Annotated in this window: 16 protein-coding genes; 2 read left to right on the top strand and 14 right to left on the bottom strand. The window is 30.9% G+C overall.

Features of this window, described 5'->3' with window-relative positions; genetic code table 11:
• The first annotated feature begins 10 nt into the window (after positions 1-10).
• Both SULBA_RS11670 and SULBA_RS13265 read left to right on the top strand, forming a co-directional pair.
• Positions 11-1252, top strand: a complete 1242-nt coding sequence (locus SULBA_RS11670; protein ID WP_014770496.1) for an ATP-binding protein — start codon at positions 11-13, stop codon at positions 1250-1252.
• A gap of 89 nt (positions 1253-1341) precedes the next feature.
• Positions 1342-1464: a hypothetical protein gene (locus tag SULBA_RS13265; protein ID WP_280938017.1), complete on the top strand. Its 123-nt coding sequence runs from the start codon at positions 1342-1344 to the stop codon at positions 1462-1464.
• Here SULBA_RS13265 and SULBA_RS11665 read toward each other — a convergent pair.
• The 14 genes from SULBA_RS11665 to SULBA_RS11595 form a co-directional block, all read right to left on the bottom strand.
• Positions 1435-2325, bottom strand: coding sequence for a helix-turn-helix transcriptional regulator (locus SULBA_RS11665; RefSeq protein ID WP_014770495.1), 891 nt, complete (start codon positions 2323-2325; stop codon positions 1435-1437). The genes SULBA_RS13265 and SULBA_RS11665 overlap by 30 nt on opposite strands.
• A gap of 5 nt (positions 2326-2330) precedes the next feature.
• Positions 2331-4046: a hypothetical protein gene (locus SULBA_RS11660; protein WP_014770494.1), complete on the bottom strand. Its 1716-nt coding sequence runs from the start codon at positions 4044-4046 to the stop codon at positions 2331-2333.
• A gap of 9 nt (positions 4047-4055) precedes the next feature.
• A complete protein-coding gene (locus SULBA_RS11655; protein WP_014770493.1) occupies positions 4056-4982 on the bottom strand; it encodes a hypothetical protein in 927 nt (308 codons plus the stop codon).
• A complete protein-coding gene (locus SULBA_RS11650; protein WP_014770492.1) occupies positions 4975-5391 on the bottom strand; it encodes a TerB family tellurite resistance protein in 417 nt (138 codons plus the stop codon). The genes SULBA_RS11655 and SULBA_RS11650 overlap by 8 nt, the downstream gene beginning before the upstream one ends.
• 8 nt (positions 5392-5399) lie before the next feature.
• Positions 5400-5957, bottom strand: a complete 558-nt coding sequence (locus SULBA_RS11645) for a hypothetical protein (protein WP_041671860.1) — start codon at positions 5955-5957, stop codon at positions 5400-5402.
• Between the two features lie 48 nt (positions 5958-6005).
• Positions 6006-6668 (bottom strand): hypothetical protein, encoded by a 663-nt coding sequence (locus SULBA_RS11640; RefSeq protein ID WP_014770491.1) that lies wholly within the window; start codon positions 6666-6668, stop codon positions 6006-6008.
• A 330-nt stretch (positions 6669-6998) separates the two neighbouring features.
• Complete coding sequence (locus SULBA_RS13095; RefSeq protein ID WP_014770489.1) at positions 6999-7742, bottom strand: hypothetical protein; 744 nt, start codon at positions 7740-7742, stop codon at positions 6999-7001.
• Positions 7743-7756: 14 nt separating this feature from the next.
• A complete protein-coding gene (locus SULBA_RS11625; RefSeq protein ID WP_014770488.1) occupies positions 7757-7948 on the bottom strand; it encodes a hypothetical protein in 192 nt (63 codons plus the stop codon).
• 188 nt (positions 7949-8136) lie between these two features.
• Complete coding sequence (locus SULBA_RS11620) at positions 8137-9285, bottom strand: hypothetical protein (RefSeq protein ID WP_014770487.1); 1149 nt, start codon at positions 9283-9285, stop codon at positions 8137-8139.
• An 81-nt stretch (positions 9286-9366) separates the two neighbouring features.
• Positions 9367-12510, bottom strand: a complete 3144-nt coding sequence (locus SULBA_RS11615; RefSeq protein ID WP_014770486.1) for a type I restriction endonuclease subunit R — start codon at positions 12508-12510, stop codon at positions 9367-9369.
• Between the two features lie 176 nt (positions 12511-12686).
• Positions 12687-14795 (bottom strand): AAA family ATPase, encoded by a 2109-nt coding sequence (locus tag SULBA_RS11610; RefSeq protein WP_014770485.1) that lies wholly within the window; start codon positions 14793-14795, stop codon positions 12687-12689.
• 89 nt (positions 14796-14884) lie between these two features.
• Positions 14885-15376, bottom strand: coding sequence for a dual specificity protein phosphatase family protein (locus SULBA_RS11605; protein WP_014770484.1), 492 nt, complete (start codon positions 15374-15376; stop codon positions 14885-14887).
• On the bottom strand, positions 15364-16515 hold the full coding sequence (locus SULBA_RS12890; protein WP_083834408.1) for a restriction endonuclease subunit S: 1152 nt from the start codon (positions 16513-16515) through the stop codon (positions 15364-15366). Before SULBA_RS12890 ends, SULBA_RS11605 begins: the two co-directional genes overlap by 13 nt.
• The gene (locus tag SULBA_RS11595) at positions 16508-18022 is read right to left on the bottom strand and encodes a type I restriction-modification system subunit M (protein WP_014770482.1); all 1515 of its coding nucleotides are present in this window, start codon (positions 18020-18022) and stop codon (positions 16508-16510) included. The genes SULBA_RS12890 and SULBA_RS11595 overlap by 8 nt, the downstream gene beginning before the upstream one ends.
• Positions 18023-18071 lie beyond the last annotated feature (49 nt).

Raw genomic sequence — 18071 nt, 5'->3', positions numbered from 1 at the left:
AGGACAAGCTATGTTAGAAGAACTATTTATTAAAAGCCGTGAATTTATAGCACTCAATAACCAAGTATATAAGCGTTATTTTTTAATAACAGAACCATTAGAACATAGACTTTCTATTATTGTTGGAGCAAGAGGTATTGGTAAAACAACGACCATCGCACAATATATGAGTTTGCATTATAAAGAGCATGAAGCTTTGTATGTTAATCTTGATGATATCCAGAACACCTCCCAATTTAGCATGACAGAGATTGCAGAAGAGTTTGTTTTAAATGGTGGAAAGCTGCTATGCTTTGATGAGATTCACAAATATAACTCTTGGTCAGCAGAGCTTAAAAATATTTATGATCGTTTTGGTGAACTTAAAATCATTGCTACAGGAAGCTCGGCTTTACAAATCAATCAAGGTAGCCATGATCTCAGTAGACGTGCTATCGTCTATACAATGGTAGGCATGAGCTTTCGAGAATTTTTAGAATTGCATTATGGGTTTGAATTTAGTTCTTATGATTTACACAATATTTTAGAAAACCATGTAGATATAGCAACAGAAATTAAAAAAATGATTGAAATCAAAGAGCATAAGATTATCCCTTTGTTTAAAAATTATCTCAAATACGGTTATTATCCTTACTATTTATCAATGCCCAATATAACATTATTCCTGCAAACCCTTCAACAGAATATCAATGTCTCTATTGAGAGTGACCTACTCTATGTCTATCCAAAACTCAATGGTACTAGTATTAAAAAAATCAAAATATTACTCTCTATTATTATCAAAAGTGTACCGTTTGAGCCAAATATCAGTGATATGAAAAAAGCTGCTGAAATAGCAGATGATAGAACGTTAAAAGAGTATCTTTCAAAACTAGATGATGCAGGGCTTATTAAACTTCTGATGCGAAACGCTTTAGCCATGAAGTCTATTGATAAGCCAGAGAAGATTTATCTCGCCAATCCAAATTTAATGTACACAAAAGAGCCTGATATTGGCAACTTGAGAGAAACGTTCTTTGTAAATCAATTAGACAATTATTATAAAATCAAACGAAGCCTTAGTGATGATGGTATTTTTGCAGGTAAGAGTGGAGATTTTTATTGTGAGGAAAAATATACATTTGAGGTGGGTGGCAAAAAGAAGGGATTTGGTCAAATTAAAGACACCCCTGATTCTTATGTTGTGAGTGATGATTTGGAAATAGGAATTGGACATAAAATCCCATTATGGCTCTTTGGATTTTTGTATTAGTTCATGTGAAGAAAAAGAGGGTTAGAAACGATTAAATATAAATAATCGTACCATTTATGGTGTGATTATGATGTCTCCATAGGTGCCACTTGAAAACAGTATCAAGAGATATTGCAGAGTTGTGTGACTTTCAGCGCATTGAGCAGATGGAAGTTATGGAATTATTGAATAGCTATATTATCTTAATTGTTGTTCGAGAGATACTCCTCTAAAATCTTTTCAAACTTAGTTTGTAAATCCGTTGGTTGTAGAATTTTTATATGTGGTAACCAATATTTGACGATGCTAAAGAGTTCATCTTCGTAGGATACTTTTGTAGAAAGAATAAGATAATCATCATTTTGTTCTATGATTTTTTGGTTAGGAAGAAGTGCTCTTCTAAAAAAATACTCAGAAACATTTGAATTGATTTGTAAGGTCACCTCAAGAGTATTATTAGAAAACCATGTTACTTCATTTTTTTTGAGAAGTTCTACAAACTCAGGATTCTCTGAAAAATTAGTATCTAAAAATTTCAATTTGGTGATTTTTGAAAAAGTAAATGTTTTGAAAGTACCATCTTCATCTGCACCCAAATACCAAATACCATTGATATTGACAAGCTTGTAAGGGTTTAAAACTCTTTGTTTATTTTTATAAGTACATGAGATTTGTTGATGTTTGAGAATCCATGCAGAGATAGTTTCAAAAGATTTCTGTTGGTTTGTAATACTTTCATGGTTGAATGATTTAATAAGATATGCTTGATTGGTTTTGATATTAAGCAGATCCACAATAAATTCATTGGTTAAAGCAGGGTAGAGTGATTTTATACCACTTAGAGTAGCAAATGCCTGAATGTCTTTAAAGCTTAGATCTCCAAATGCAAAAGACTTAGCAAAATAATACCCATTTTCTTTTTTAATAGGTAAAAATGCAAGTCGCTCATTGACATCTCTTTGGATAGTTCGCTTATTGACATTGAACTCTTCACATAGCTCTTCAATTGTAAATCTTTCTTTAGCAACCAGTTTTTGCAGAATCAATGCTAATCTCGTAGCTATTTTATCGTGTTCAGTTATTTGTTTACTCATATTTTTTAGATCACTAATTGTTTTTTACTACTAAGTAGCGCTAAAAATTCGTCGGTAGATTTAGCTTGTAGATCAATATGCATAAAATTAGCCATTTGATAGACTGAATTATTTACATTCAAATTATTTTCTATAGCATGGTGCATATCTGAAGCTATCTTTTTAAATTGAAGTTTTTGTTTTGCTAACACTTCAATGGATGCTTTTTCAAATATGTCAGTATTCTTTTTGATTGTTTCAATTCTTAATTCAAAAATTTCTTTTACTCTCATTAGTCGCTTTTCACTTTTAACCGAGAATAGATCAATTTCATCCAGAACCCAGACTACCAAGGTTGTTGCTAATCCTGATACAATTATTGTAGCTATATCCCCTATAATTGGTATTTTACTCAAGGTTTGTTCAAATGAGAAGATTAAGATTGGAACTATCGCAGATGCTACTATTTTAACTATAGCATCTGCTTTCTGAGCAGGGGATATTATATTACCATTCTCATCTTTGTCTTTTAATATAATCTTCAATGCTTCTTTTAAAGCCAAGTATCCATCAGAAATAATTTGAACAATTTTTTGAAATATACCTTTGCATACTTGAATTAAAGCACTTATTAATATCCCAATGAAGTTTTCCATAATTTTTTGTAAATTTTCGCCTAGCATATGAAGTATATTCTCTTTTATAAAGTTATATGCTCTTTTGATTCTTAATAAAAAAGCTTCAAATTTATTCTTAGTTTTTGATGCAAAATCTCCTAAAATTCCATGAGTAAACATATCTTTGATTTCAAACCAAATAGGTTTTAAAATAAAAATAATAACATCTCCTAACGCATCTAACCCAATATTTTTAGCCATTAACTTTCTAGCTTCATTTTTTTGTGCTTCATTTGCCTTTTTTTCTAATTCTAATGCCTTTTGCTGTTCTTCAGGGGTTAATTTATTTGGATTTTTTTCAATATATTCACTCCATGACATATCATTTTTAGATATGTTGAGAGATGCGTTAATATATGATTCATTTTCTGGTAATCCGACTAACTTTTCAAGGTCATCTCTGTAAAGATAAGGATTATTTTTATTGTCTTCACGTATCTTGCTTATTGGATTAATATGATCCATATGTGACGTCTTTATATCTTTTTGCTTAGCACCAGCTATAGTTAAATCAAGTGTTTCACCAGTGATATTATCAATGACAGTTGTAGTAGTTATTGTTTTTATTTCGCCATTTTTATCTTCGTATGTAATGGTTGTATCTCTAACTAAACCTTTTTCTTCTTCTGTTGTACTTCGAGGTTTAGTATCATAAAACTTCATTCTTGTCCACGGACTATAATGTGCTTTTTCTCCTTGTCTCAGGAAGAAGTCATGGTTAAATATCGTTTGTTTAGGCTTAAAAGTTTTATAGCTAAAAGAGTTAACATCATTTACTAATCTACTAGGGGTAATATTGGTTTTTCTGAAGGTACCTTCAAGTTTTGGATGTTTGATAAGCCCATCAAATATATTAAGAAGCATAGGTGTCACAAGATTATCAATAACCTTTTCTTTACTTTCAAATTCTTTGTAAATTTGCTCCAATATTTCTATAGACGATTGTTGGTCGAAGAGTTCATACTCCATTAATTTTTTACTCATATTGAGCGGAGATGTGCCATTGAGCTCATCAAGCATCTCATCAAGCGAAAGTTCTTTTATTATATATTTTTCGTTACTCATCATTTATCCTTATGCTACAGCTAGTTCTTGGGTGACTAAAAGCTTGATATTATTAATAGATTTTTGATCTTCTTCGTTGACATTACCTTGTTCATCAAGATAGCCCATTGTAGCCATTGTTTTCAAAATGATAGAAAGATTGAAAAGCGCTTGAAATTCTTCTATATGAACTATAGGCATCATTTTAAAATCTAACTTTCCAGTTTCTAATGCAATATCATTTAACATGTTTTTTTGCATTTGAGAAGCAATTCCATATCTAAAACGATGCAGTAATTTTTCATAATTATGTATGAGAGAAGCAAAATATTCTTCAACATTTTCAAGTGCTAATAATGCTGTTTCTAACTGAGTAATATGTGCATTCATCTTTGTAATTTCTTCATGTACTCTTTTTTCTTCTGCTTGTACATTTCGTAAAGTTTCTACAGCTTTACTTCGTGTTGACCAACCTAAAGTAATTATTCCTATAGTGATCTCTTGAGCTTTCATATTATTGAAGTCAATGCTATATAAGTCATTTTTTGATCTCACGGCATTTAAATTTTTCATTTCATAAATACTACTATCAAAATATTCTATGAAACTCTCACCTTGAATGGAAAGATTATGCAGACGATTTGCTAATAAGGTAAATTGAGAAAAGTGGTTTTTGTAAATTTCTTGTTTATGATTGTTTATTGAAGTTATTGTTTGTTCCAAAGAATCTAGGAGTATTTTTGATTGTTGTTCATAGGATGTTTCTGTTTTATTATATTTTCTTGTAATTTTCTTACGTAATTTTTCAGCTTGCTTGAATTTATCTTCTCCCGTAATTCTACTCAAAACTTTTGAACCGTGTTTTTTAATGTCCTTTAGAGTAGAATCTAAAGTATCTCCAGTAACTCCAAAAAAATCATTTATAGATTTTAAAGGGTTATCAAAAATATCAAGCATTATCATTTCCTTTGTTGATAATCGTGTATCCTAATTTGACAATATGATCCATTGCCAAGGTCCATTTATTTATCTTTTCTAACTCTTCACTTGAAACTTTAAATTCACTAGCAAGGTGATTGATAAAAGTTTTTTCATTTTCATGTACTTCACCATCGGTTAATAAAATTTCAAAGAGTTCAATGAGAATTATTCTTTTAGTTTTAGAAGAAGTATTTTTAAGATTAGCAATAACACTTTCTAAATCATTTTGTTTTGAAATTATATACTCTTCTAAAGAACATTCATGTTTATAACTCTCAAATACAATAACTTCCTCATCTTGATGCATCCCATCTATCCCCATGAGATGATACGCTAATTCCAAAAAATCTTCTTGCTCTTCTTCTTTTAATAAATGTAAATACATGGTCATTCCTAATAATGAGTTTCTTGTGTTTGTTCTAATGCCCCATCTTCTGCGTAAAAATATTCAATTCTTTTAGTGACCTCACCAATCTCATTGTAAAAATATTCAAAAAGAAGATTTGCATGTGAATCGTACTCACAGCCTCTATGTAATCTATCATCTTGATAATGTGCTGAGTATGTCAAGATATTTTCGTTAAATGTCTCAGTATAAGATTTTCCCCCATTCTCATTGTAATAAACATTTGTAATAGAATTGTCTTTTTTATCGATAATTTTAACAATTTTACAATGTCCAAACTCTTGAGTAAAAAATTCATTCTCGTATATATGCTCTTTAGAGTTTAAGGTTTTATTTGCCGTATTAACATAATTATCAATTTTTAAATTTAAGATTTGCTGGCTAATTGTATGAAAAGTGGACTGCACTAAATTTGTAATATTTTGTTCAAGGCTTGTTATGTATTCTTGAGTTGCTTTCTGTTGATGTTTTACATTTTTTAGAACTATAAGTAAAACAATGAACTGAAGTAACACAACGAAGAACAATAGTAAAAGTATTTCCATAGAGAATTCCTTTGTAAAATATAAATGATTAAGAACTAATATATTTCATTAACTCTTAAATAGCTCAATTGTATGCTTAATTCTATTAAAAGATCTTATTGTAACCTTTGAAATTGTTACATTATCGCTACTAACTTTACAACAAATAACATTTTCTAAAAAAGTTTGAATTATATATAATTTTTTAATTTGATTTTGTGAAAGTGTATAAGGTTGCACTGAAGATTGATTTTGAGTGGGCAATGTTTTAATTTCATCAATGTATTGAGAGAGAAAGTTATTTGCCGTTGTTAATATATCGCAGAATTTTTCTATAATGAGATAGTTTTCTTCTGTATATCGTAGTGGTGTTTGTTTTTGGTCTCTTATCAGTTCTATTTCACATGGTTTATAGATTTCTGAACAAGAATTTTTTGTAGTATCAAACAGTAACTCATCAATGTCGTTATAGATGATTGTTGCTGTTGTACTTTTAATATCATCAAGTTCGTCTAAAAGTAAAGCTAGTTTTTCTTTATTTTTTGATTCATCAATCTTTTGGATTAAGCCATCAAAAAACTTTTCTGTTTTTTGATCAACACTGTCAAGCCAATCAACTCCTTTCATCAGAGTATCATTGATTTTATCAAGATTATCCTCATTGCTAAGAAACTGTTTGATTTTATAGCCTGTGGCTGCAATGGCGACTCCGCCTAAAATAAGTGGTAACATATTTGCTCCTTATTCTTAAAATAACAATCAAAGTTTAATTAAATGGTATGACAGGTTGTGTCGTAAATGTAAAGGGATACTCACGGGATATCTTTAAATACTTTTTTTGTATGCTAGGTGCTATATAGCCAGCCAAAAGAAACCCTAGAAGTCCTAAAAAAAGTTTAAAAAACTCAGAACTTATCCCTAACTCTATAGCTCCAATATAACCCATATAGGCTCCAAAAAAAGAAAAGATGATAGTGAAGCATAAAGGAAATCTCAAGGCAATGCAAAAAATAAGGATGACATATAGCATCGATAGCTCCTTTAAAATAATGGATGGTAATATTAATTGGTTAAACTAAATGTCCAATTTCCATGATCTGTTATGACTTCAACTTCAATTGCATTACAAGATTGATAGGTCCCCTGATATTGTTCTCCAAATTTTAAACGCAAAGGAAACTTCGCATTTAAGGCATTAGTCTTACAATTCCCACGATTAACAATAACATTACTTATTTGTACATTATTGACTTTTGAGATAACGTCAATATTTACAAATTGATATATCTGTCCTGTTTTTATATTGGCAGGGAAATTTTGTACTTTTAGTTGAACTGGTACCTGATTTGATTGTGTGGGTAAATTTTTATTTTGCTGGTTATTGATAGTATTTTCATCATAAGCCGTACATGCTTGTACTATATCAGATAGCTTTTCTGAGTTGTTTGGCTCAAATTTTTTATTGTTAAGTGTGATGGTTTTGGATGTTGGAAGTGAATAAATAAAATTGCCCCACGCCGTTTTATCGCTTTGAGCACTGGTTGCATCTATACTCGTTGGTACAGTCGTTTTAGTGTTATTAACGCCAATAGAAACAGCTTGCCCAAGTTTGATTTCATTTCGTTTTTCATTTCGTAAATATAAATAACTTCCTTGATCATTACACTCGATGAGTAATTGATTATTGTCTTTGTCGATAATAGCATGCGTTGATGTTCCGCCCATTGCCCAGCCTGTCTCCCAAGGCATACCAGCCCAACAGTTCAGCCCTACCATAGTAAGTATCGCAATTTTTTTTATTAACATAAATGCTCCTTGCATTAGATTTGTGTATCTTTGTTTGGTTTTGTTTCTAAAGCATTTTGAATGGCTTCATAATTAAATGAATCATTGTTTTCATTGGATTTGGGAGAAGAGGGTATTTCAGATTGAAATACGTATAAATCACGGATACACTTTCTTAAAATATATGTTGTAAGAATAAAAATAATCCCTACGGTAATTGAAAGCATAAAGGCTCAACCTTCTTCCAAATATTATGGAAGAAGTGTAGCCAGAGTGTGTGACAGGTTGTGTCATGGTATTGTTACAGGCATGATAAAAGAAGTTGAAAAAGATAAATATTAGAGGGGAAAACGCGATATTTTAAGGGGGGAGTGGTATGTATTCATCTCCAATATTTAGATCAGTTTTCGGGAAATTATAATTTTTGAATATTTTTCATAAAATTTTCTATATTGTTTTCGTAAGCTAAATAAGGCTTTCTGGCAGCTTCAGGAGATAAATTTACTAATTGAATAATAAATAGAATCAGATTTTCAAGTACGGTATTGAGATCTACTAAGTTAAGCTCTGAATGAAGCCCTGCGTTAAATAATGAAATTAATTTATCAAGTTGACTACCAACTTCTTGGATGCAAACTATATCTAAAGAGTTTTCTTTAACTACTGTTTCAATATATGCCCATAATCTATTCTTGTATTGTGTTTGCCCAACTTTTCTTCCATTATACAATTGATCTGAAGCTGGAAATAGATAGTCTGCACATTGTTCTAATATTCTTCTTCCAGATAATGCGCATTGTGCTATATCTTCTTCCGTTTCTACTCTTTCGTATGTTCTTGCTAGAGCTGCGAAAGAATTAAACAGTTTAGGATGCAACTCTTCCAATGATATGATCAAGTCATCTAAAATATCATCGGTTAAAGTTTTTATATTTAAAAAAATATTTTTTGTGTCCTGGACTCTAGTATAGTGTTCTAAAGTGTCATAGTCATCAAAAATTGTTTGCATTGCCCCCAAGTCTTCAAAGATAACTTCATAACCATAAGTTTCAAAATATTCTTTGGAACTTAAATCAGGATCTTCATTTTCTGACATAGAAAAAAATAAAGAGCATTTTTTTCCATGCAGTCTATAGCTAGTAATTAGAGAATTTTTAAAAAAATAAACATGATAAGGGTTTTTCAAATTAATATCCATTGAGCCTAAATATGAAGGATCTAATTTTAGAGAATTATGTAAGAAAATAGCCGTATTCTCACTCATGTTTTGAAAAAATAAACAATAAATTGTTACCGTTTGAGATAAATCTGTAAGTTTCGGTTGTATTAAATAATTAAAATTGTAAGGAGTGTATACCTGCCTATTTAATTCATAAAAATATTCATATGTTGGTGCTTTACTTTGTGATGCAGTTGAAAAAGTTAATATATCACCTACTGAGACTTTCATATTTCTATTGCTTTTCTGAATAATATCTTTTTCTAATATTAGCTTTAAGATAGGATAGCCATAAAAGCCATGATATTTTTCATGGTCTGAATTAAATAAAAATGCAACATTCATTCTAAATTTCCTATGACTGAAATAGTGTGAATTTTATATAATTGATTTTTTGAGACTCAAATATTATTTTTAGCTCTCTATTCATTGCCTAAATTTCTTAAAATTCTCAGCTTGTTCAAATATCTCTTTAAACACTTCATCTTTAGTAATTGGTGGATAGCCGTGTTTGGCAAGCAACATAATCAAATCCACTTTGAGTTCAGCTTTGATGTCTTCTCGTATATTCCAATCGGTATATTTAGATTTATCATCAACGACAATTTTGACTTCTTTTGCAAGGGCTATTAATTTATCATCAGGATATGAAAAGTCATATTTAATAGAGATCATTTTCAATATGTCGTAAAAAGCTTTTTCCTCAAAATCAATGCCCAAATCACCAAATGACTCTTTCTCTTTTTTCAATGCATTATAAAGATCAATGATCTCATCAGTGAAGTCCTCAAGGACTTCACTGACAAGTACATCTTCTTCTTTTCTTTCATTGTATTTTGCAACTAAAGCAGTAAATTTTTTTGAAAAATCAATTGCTTTGACTTTATTTGTTTTTTTAAATTCTTCTAATGCTTTGGCTAAAAGCTTTTGCAATAGCTTAATCTTCGTATTAGGTAGCTTTATTTTATTGATTTTGTTTATATAATCTTCATCAAAAATATCAATTTTTGATTCTTCTTCACTGCCTAATTTATAGATCACTTGAATGCCATCGCTTTTAAGAGCTTCTTCTATCATTTTTGCAACTTTTGCATTCATTTGTGCAGTATCGGGGGCATCGCCACGAGTTAGTTTCACGACAATTGAGCGAACAGCTAAATAAAAATGAATGAAATCTTTTTCGAGTTGCGTAAATTCTTCACTACCACAACAAATATCATAGGCAGATTTTAATCGTTTAACAAGATAGATAAAGCGTGTTTCAAGCTCTTTAGTCAATTGAACATATTCACTTGCAAGGTTTAAACACTCAAGTTGTTCTAGTGTGGTTCCGCTAAAGTACAAATGGCTGTCAAATTTATGAAAAAGTTTTGAAAGCAAGTCTAAATGATCTTTAACCACTACAATAGAGGCTTGTATATCTTCAAAGTTTTTACTATCAACCTTTGAAAATTGCTTTAAAGCTTTATTCATGGCTGTTTTGATACCAATGTAATCTACAACAAGCCCTTTATCTTTATCTGCATATTTTCTATTTACTCTTGAAATTGTTTGGATAAGATTGTGTTGCTGTATAGGTTTGTCTATATAGATCGTATCTAAACATGGTACATCAAATCCTGTAAGCCACATATCTACAACAATGGCTATTTTAAAGTTTGATTTTTCATTTTTAAATTGCGTATCGAGTGTCTTTCTATACTCTTTGGTTCCTAGAAGATTGTATAACTCTTTTTCGTCATCTTTATTTCGAGTCATAATCATTTTGAGTTTTTCAAGAGGTAGTATCTTCTTTTTCTCTTTCTCGCTAAGCTCTACATTTTCATCACAGATACGCTTTTCATTCCATTGTGGTCGTAAAGCAATAATCTCTTTAAAAAGGGCATAGGCTATAGGTCTACTACTGGAAACAAATATAGCTTTACCTTTGAGCGTGGCTCCTTCACTTACTCTTGTTTCATAATGTTCTACAAAATCTTTTGCTAAGGCTTTTATTCTCTTAGGATCACCAAGAATGTTCTCCATATTTGCCATAGCTTTTTTGCTCTCATCAATTTGATGCTCGTTTGCTCCGACATTAGCGCACTCTTCATAATATGCTTCTATCTCATGAAGCTTACTGTTATCCAGCAATACTTTTGCTGCTCTTCCTTCATAAACGATCTTAACAGTAATCTCATCTCGAACGGATTCAGTCATGGTATAACTATCAATGACATCGCCAAAAACATCTAAAGTTCCATCGATTGGCGTTCCTGTAAATCCAACATAGGTTGCATTTGGTAATGAATCATGCAGGTATTTTGCAAAACCGAATGTCTTTTTAACACCATCTTTTGTGGTTTTAATCTTTTGATCTAGGTTGATTTGGCTTCTATGCGCTTCATCGGATATACAGATGATATTTTCTCTATTGCTAAGTAGCTCAATATCTTCCGTGAATTTATGGATGGTGGTTAAAAAAACACCACCGCTTTCTCTGCCCCGTAATTTTTGTCTCAAATCTTCTCGGCTCTCAACACTGACAATACCATCATCACCTATAAAACTTTTAGCATTTGAAAATTGACTACTAAGCTGTACATCTAGGTCTGTTCTATCAGTGATAAGAATGATCGTAGGACTAGAAAAATGGATACTTTTCATAAGCAATCGAGTGAGATAAAGCATGGTAAAGCTTTTACCGCATCCTGTAGCACCAAAATAGGTACCACCTTTACCGTCACCGTGTGGTTTTTGGTGAAGTTTTATATTGTCATAGAGTTTTTTAGTAGCGTAATATTGAGGATATCGACAAACTATTTTTTCTTCTTTTTTTGATTTGTCGGGCATGTAAATAAAATTATGAATAATGTCGATGAGTCGTTCACGATTAAATGCTCCTTTAATCATGGAGTGCATAGAAGCAATACCATCCACCTCTACTTCATTACCTGTGATTTTTCTCCAAGCATAAAAAAACTCATAGGGTGAGAAAAATGAACCTACCTTATTATTCACTCCATCGCTGATGATACAAAATACATTGTATTTAAAAAGTTCTGGAATATCTCTTCGGTATCGTGTAGTAAGCTGCACATACGCATCATGAATTGTTGCTTCTTCTCGAATGGCACTTTTAAATTCAAAGACTACAAGAGGTAAACCGTTAATATAGAGAATACCATCAGGGATTCGTTTTTCATAGCCAATGATTTCTAGCTGATTGACAATTTTGAAGGTGTTTTTGTCTAAATTTTCATAGTCTATCAGTTCTATAAAAATATCTTTTTCGTTTGCATCTTCTCGCTTAAAGATAAATCCATCAGATACTAGTTTCATAATAGCTTTATTGGTATCGTACAAATCATTCGAAGGATAGTTTTCTAATATGCGAATGATTTGATCGATTTCGCTCTTGGTAATATGTTGGGATTCATATCTGGCAGCTAAATACTCTTTGAGATCATCTTTGAGGAGTACATCACTCTCATGTCTTATCAGCTCTTTGCCGTTTTGATGGATAATTTCTTGCTCATGAAGCAACTCTATAAATGCTTGCTCTAATTTATCTTCTGTAAATTTATTCATGATTACTTTCCATATTTTATAGTACTTCTCAAGTCTTCACATAAGAAACTGTATTTTATATCCGAAGTAATATACAATGTTTTTAGGTAGTTCTTTTTATTTAGCACACGGCGTCTGCTAAGATTTGATATTGTTAAATCGTTAGTCATTTTTTGTTGCCTATCAAATTTTTCATTTTATAAACCATTGATAAATTCATCACACCTATTCAGAATAAATTGTGGTGCAATATCATATTTCATTGGATCAAGTTGAAACAATAGTTCATTTTCAATATGATAAACTTCATTAATAAACTTCATAAAAACATCATCAGGGCTTATTTTGTCTTCTCCATCAATTATTATTCTAAATAATATTATTTTTGCAAAACTATCATTCGTTTGTTTATAAAGGCTAATGAGTTGTGGATTATCTTTAAATTTATTTAGTAGAGAATTGTAATCAAAGTTTGCAATTTTATTTTGAATTCCATTTATACCATTATTAAAATCATCATCTGATAGTTGTTGGTATTGATCAGCTATTTTTTCTTTTCTTTGATCTGTTGCTTCTTCTTTGCTTCTTTTATGGAGTAAATTTGATAAAACTTCATATTCATTACTTTTATCATCTATTGATTCATAATATCTTCTCAAATAAATCATTTTGATAATCTCATTTATAATGCCAGAACTTGTAATTTGATTACATATTTGAGAAAATGATAATAAATCGTTTTTTGTTATTGCCAATTCTTGAATTTGATTGTTTTTTGTATGTATAAAATAAGCATTAGTTAGATTTCCAAATTTTTGATGCAAAACTTTCACAGAGTCAATAATTGGCTCAATATCGTGTGTAAGCATTAAAACAGTCTTACCTTTGAAAGAATTATCTTCTCTAAATAACATATCCATAATCGCATATTTTTTATTTTTATCAAAAGAAGAAATTGGATCGTCTAAAATTATCAAGTCTGCTTTTTTTGAAAGTGCTTCATACATAAAAAGAACTAATGCAAAGGCATTTTTTTCCCCAAAACTTAAATATTGATTACCTTTTGAAATTTTCTCGTCTGATTCTATGTGTTTCAATTTTAATTTATAGCTTCTATCTTCACTTGGAATTAATACTTCGTATTGATACCCTGCTTTTTTTAGAAAATTGTTTATGTTTTTTTGATTTTTTTCTATAGATTTTTTGATTTCTGTGTTTTGTATTCCAATATTTCTTTGAAGTTCTATAATCTGCTCTAATGTAGTATCTATTGATTTATTAAATTCTTCTACAATTTTTTCAGTTTTATCGGATTTTAATTTATCAAAGCTTTCATCGATTTTTATCTTCAAGTCCTCAATTTTTTCCTTGATTTTTTCATCTTTCAAATTATTAAATGAAATCTCTCTTAGATTTTTTAGTCTTTGTAAGAAACTATCTATTTGCCCTTTAATTGTAACTAAATATGTTTTTTCTTCAGGGAGTAACCCCTCAGTTTTTTTTGTAATTTCTTTTAACTTATTTTTGGAAGCACTTGAAAAGTAATCTCCTAAATCTTCTAGAACCCTGATAATTTCTATAAAATTTTTAATAACATTTTTATCATAATTTTCCGAAATTGCTTTAATTTTTACTTTTCTTGATTCATCTGTAGCTGAAACACAATATGGGCAACTATCATGATCCTTGCTAAAATCATTTCCTTTCATTTGCCACTCTAGCCAGCTAACACATGTTTCTTTATTTTGTATAAATGGTTTGTATTCTTCTAAACCTTCTGGAACGTCATAAAATTTACTTTTAACACCTTTAGAAATTGCGGATGCATCAGAAAGTCCATCTTTTGTTGTTTTAAAACTTTTTGACAAGTTTTCAAAATCTAAAATTATCTTGTCTAATTCATTATTAGCTAAGAAAACTTTTTTTATAGTTTCTAATTGTTGTTCTATTTTTCTTTCTGTTTCAAGATAGTTTGGAGTTTGTATGAAAATTTCAAAACTATTGGAAATCAACTCGTCTTCTCTATAAACAAATTGACTTAAATATTCTTCATTAAAGATAAATACACTTTTTATATCTTGTGAGATTATTACTTCTGGCTTTATCTCTGAAGCTGTGTTTTTAACTTTAAATGGCGTCAGTTCTTTTAATTTATTTGGGGATTCAATTCCATATTTTATAGCCTTTGCAATTGTACTTTTCCCCGTTCCATTAATTCCATATTTAATGTTAAGTTTATTTATTTCTAAAGTTATTTTTCCTTCATCGATATTATTACAATTTTTTATTTCGATGATGTTTTGCATACATTAATCCTTTATTTTACTTCATCACTCAAAAGATTTGGCAAAAGAGTACATCTCTCAAGTTCTCAAGAGTTTGAATTTGTTTATGATTACTTTTCACTTTTTAACCATCTTGCTTGAATATACTCTAAATTGCCTCTTTTGGGTTGATAGTTATTGTAAAAATTATTTGTAAAATTTATAAAGGTATTGGTTGTATCTATCAACTCATTTTCTAACATATACATAAGAGCGATAGATGGACTACGAGATTCACCCAAACTACAATATATAAAAATCTTTTCATTATTTTCTAAATGATATTTTATGAATCTCAAAGCAGCATTTATCATTTCATCACTCACATATTTCGGATCTTCTCCATCTATCATATTCAAATAGATAGCATTCTCTTCTTCTTTATATAGATAATATGGGTTACCTTTATCACAACCTTTACCGCTCCAACCAATTTTTGATTGATGTGTTACAAACCCACTGGCACGATTTAAGGCGCATACTATCTTCATATTGTTTTTATATGCAGTAGTATATTCTTCTTTAGTTCCAACATATATATTCAAATCACCTATTTGTTGCATATCGAAGTCCTCTCTTTACTTTGATTAACCCTTACTTCCCCACTCAGAAGCTTTGGCAAGAGTGTATCTCGTAAGTTTTCAAGTGTTTGGATTTGTTTTTGATTTTGTTTTATTTTATCCCAAGCATTGTCTGTATATATTTTAAATTTTTCTTGTTCTTGTAAAGATGGTAAAGCAAAAGAAATCTCATTGAGCACTTTTGTTGTTAAACTAGGGACAGCAGAACCAACGTTCATATTTGAAAAATTCAGAGTTTTTAGAAATTCAAAAAGTAATTTCCCTGATATTTTTTCTGAATTAATTTTACTCCAAAAGATTGTATCAACTGTCCAAAATGGTTCATCAACATAAAAGATATTATTCAAAGTACCTTTTCTAGGGATAAGAATAGATTCTTGGTTATAAATAGCTGTATCTCCATATCTCATAATGCCACCACTACCATAAATTGGTACTTTCCCATCGTTTAAATGTTTGTGGTCTTTCCCATATTTTAATTCCATAACATCACTTAATGTTACTTCCTCCCACTCCTCTCTGGCTTCTTCGATGAACCATTGTCTAAAGAGTGTTTGGGCGAGGTCTTCGAGGGTTTTGTTTTGGCGGTGGAGAAGGTCTATCTTATCATCAAGGCTACTCAACACCTCTGCAATTGCTCTTTGTTCTTCAAGAGGTGGGAGTAACAACTCCAAAGTTTTTAAACCAGCTATAGTGAGTGCCTCTTGTGTTGAACCAATTGTAATTTCACGTAATGACTCTTTGCCCACAGATGAGCTTAACCATTTAAACAAAAATATTGGATCTAAAAGTTCATTATCTATGTTTTTAATCCAAGTTAAATTACCATCTTTAAAATAAAATTGCTCGTCATGCTGTACCAAATATGGTATACCTAATGTTCCTACAGAAGTTAATAGAATATCATTCTGTTGAGGAACACCAAATTTTGATTTAATCTCTTGATATTTATCATGTGAAATAAATAAATCAGTAGAAATTTTCTTCCGATTAAATTTTTCAATCACCTCTTTTGAACGCCAAAAAGGAATTCCTGATGGAACATATTCTGAATAAAAAATTCGTTTGCTTGATGTAATCTCTGCAACTTCCCCCAACTTACATTCTCTCCAACTACTCATCCACTACCGCCAAGTTCACTTTTGCAAGATTTGCAAGGATGCGTTCATTGAGGCTTTGTTCTTCTTTCATTTGCTCTTGAAGCTTTACATGTAAACTTTCAAATCGCTCTTTAAAGTCAAATTCATCTTCACTATCTTCTAGCCCCACATAACGCCCAGGTGTGAGTACATAGCCAAGTGTACGCACTTCTTCTACACTTGCACTTTTACAAAAACCTTTTACATCTTCGTAGTGTTTTTCGACTTTCCAGTTATGGTACGTAGATGCTATCTGTTCTATGTTTGCTTCGCTAAAATCTTTGTTGCGTCTGTTGATAAGATGTCCTATATTTCTTGCATCTATAAAGAGGATGTCATTGGTTTTTTTATTCTTTTTGATAAACCAAAGACAAGCAGGAATTTGAGTGTTGAAAAAGAGTTTTGCAGGAAGATTGACGATACAATCGATAAGATTGTTCTCAATGAGTTGTTTTCGTATCTCTCCCTCGTTGCTTGAATTACTTGTTAAACTTCCTTTAGCAAGTACAAATCCTGCAATGCCGTTTTCCGAGAGCTTTGAGACCATATGGAGTATCCATCCGTAGTTTGCATTTGATGCAGAAGGTACTTCATAGCCTGCCCATCTTGGATCATCCAGTAGTTCATTCACACCTCGCCATTCCTTTTGGTTAAATGGTGGATTTGCCATGATATAGTCTGCTTTGAGGTCTGGATGTTGATCTTTAAAAAAGCTATCGGCGGGGACTGCTCCAAGATTTGCAGATATACCTCTGATGGCTAAGTTCATTTTGGCAAGTTTATACGTCGTTGCTGTAAACTCTTGCCCATAGATAGAAATATCTTTTTTATTGCCTTTATGTGCTTCTATAAACTTGAGGGATTGTACAAACATACCACCTGATCCACAAGCAGGATCATAGATTTTCCCTTTGTAAGGCTCTATCATATTAGCTATCAAATTGACGATAGATTTTGGAGTATAAAACTGCCCTCCAAGTTTACCTTCTGCAAGGGCAAATTCACCTAAAAAGTATTCATAAACACGTCCGACAACATCATGCCCTTTATCTTCTAGTGTGTTGATGTTGTTGATCGTATCGATAAGGGAAGAGAGCTTACTCGGATCAAGACCAAGTCTTGAAAAGTAGTTATCTGGTAGTGCACCTTTGAGGGAAGGATTGGTTTTTTCAATGCTTGCAAGGGCTGTATCTATTTTGAGAGCGATATCATCTTGTTTGGCATTTTGTTTTATATATGACCACCTTGAAGTCTCAGGAAGGTAAAAAACATTATCCATGGTATAAAACTCAACCATATCGATAAATGCTTCTTTACCTTCTGCTAAGAGCTTTTCCCTCCGCTCTTCAAAGGTATCACTGACAAATTTTAAAAAGATAAGTCCTAAAACGATGTGCTTGTATTCACTTGATTCAACAGAACCTCTTAGCTTATTTGCGCTTTCCCAGAGGGTTTCTTCCATCGATTTTTGATTTTTTTCTTTTGCCATTGACCCATAATCCTAACATACAACTGAATATTTTATATTTTATCATAAT

Source organism: Sulfurospirillum barnesii SES-3 (assembly GCF_000265295.1).
Taxonomy (GTDB): domain Bacteria; phylum Campylobacterota; class Campylobacteria; order Campylobacterales; family Sulfurospirillaceae; genus Sulfurospirillum; species Sulfurospirillum barnesii.
The sequence above is the reverse complement of the archived record's forward strand: the minus strand, read 5'-3'. Positions and strand labels throughout refer to the sequence as shown.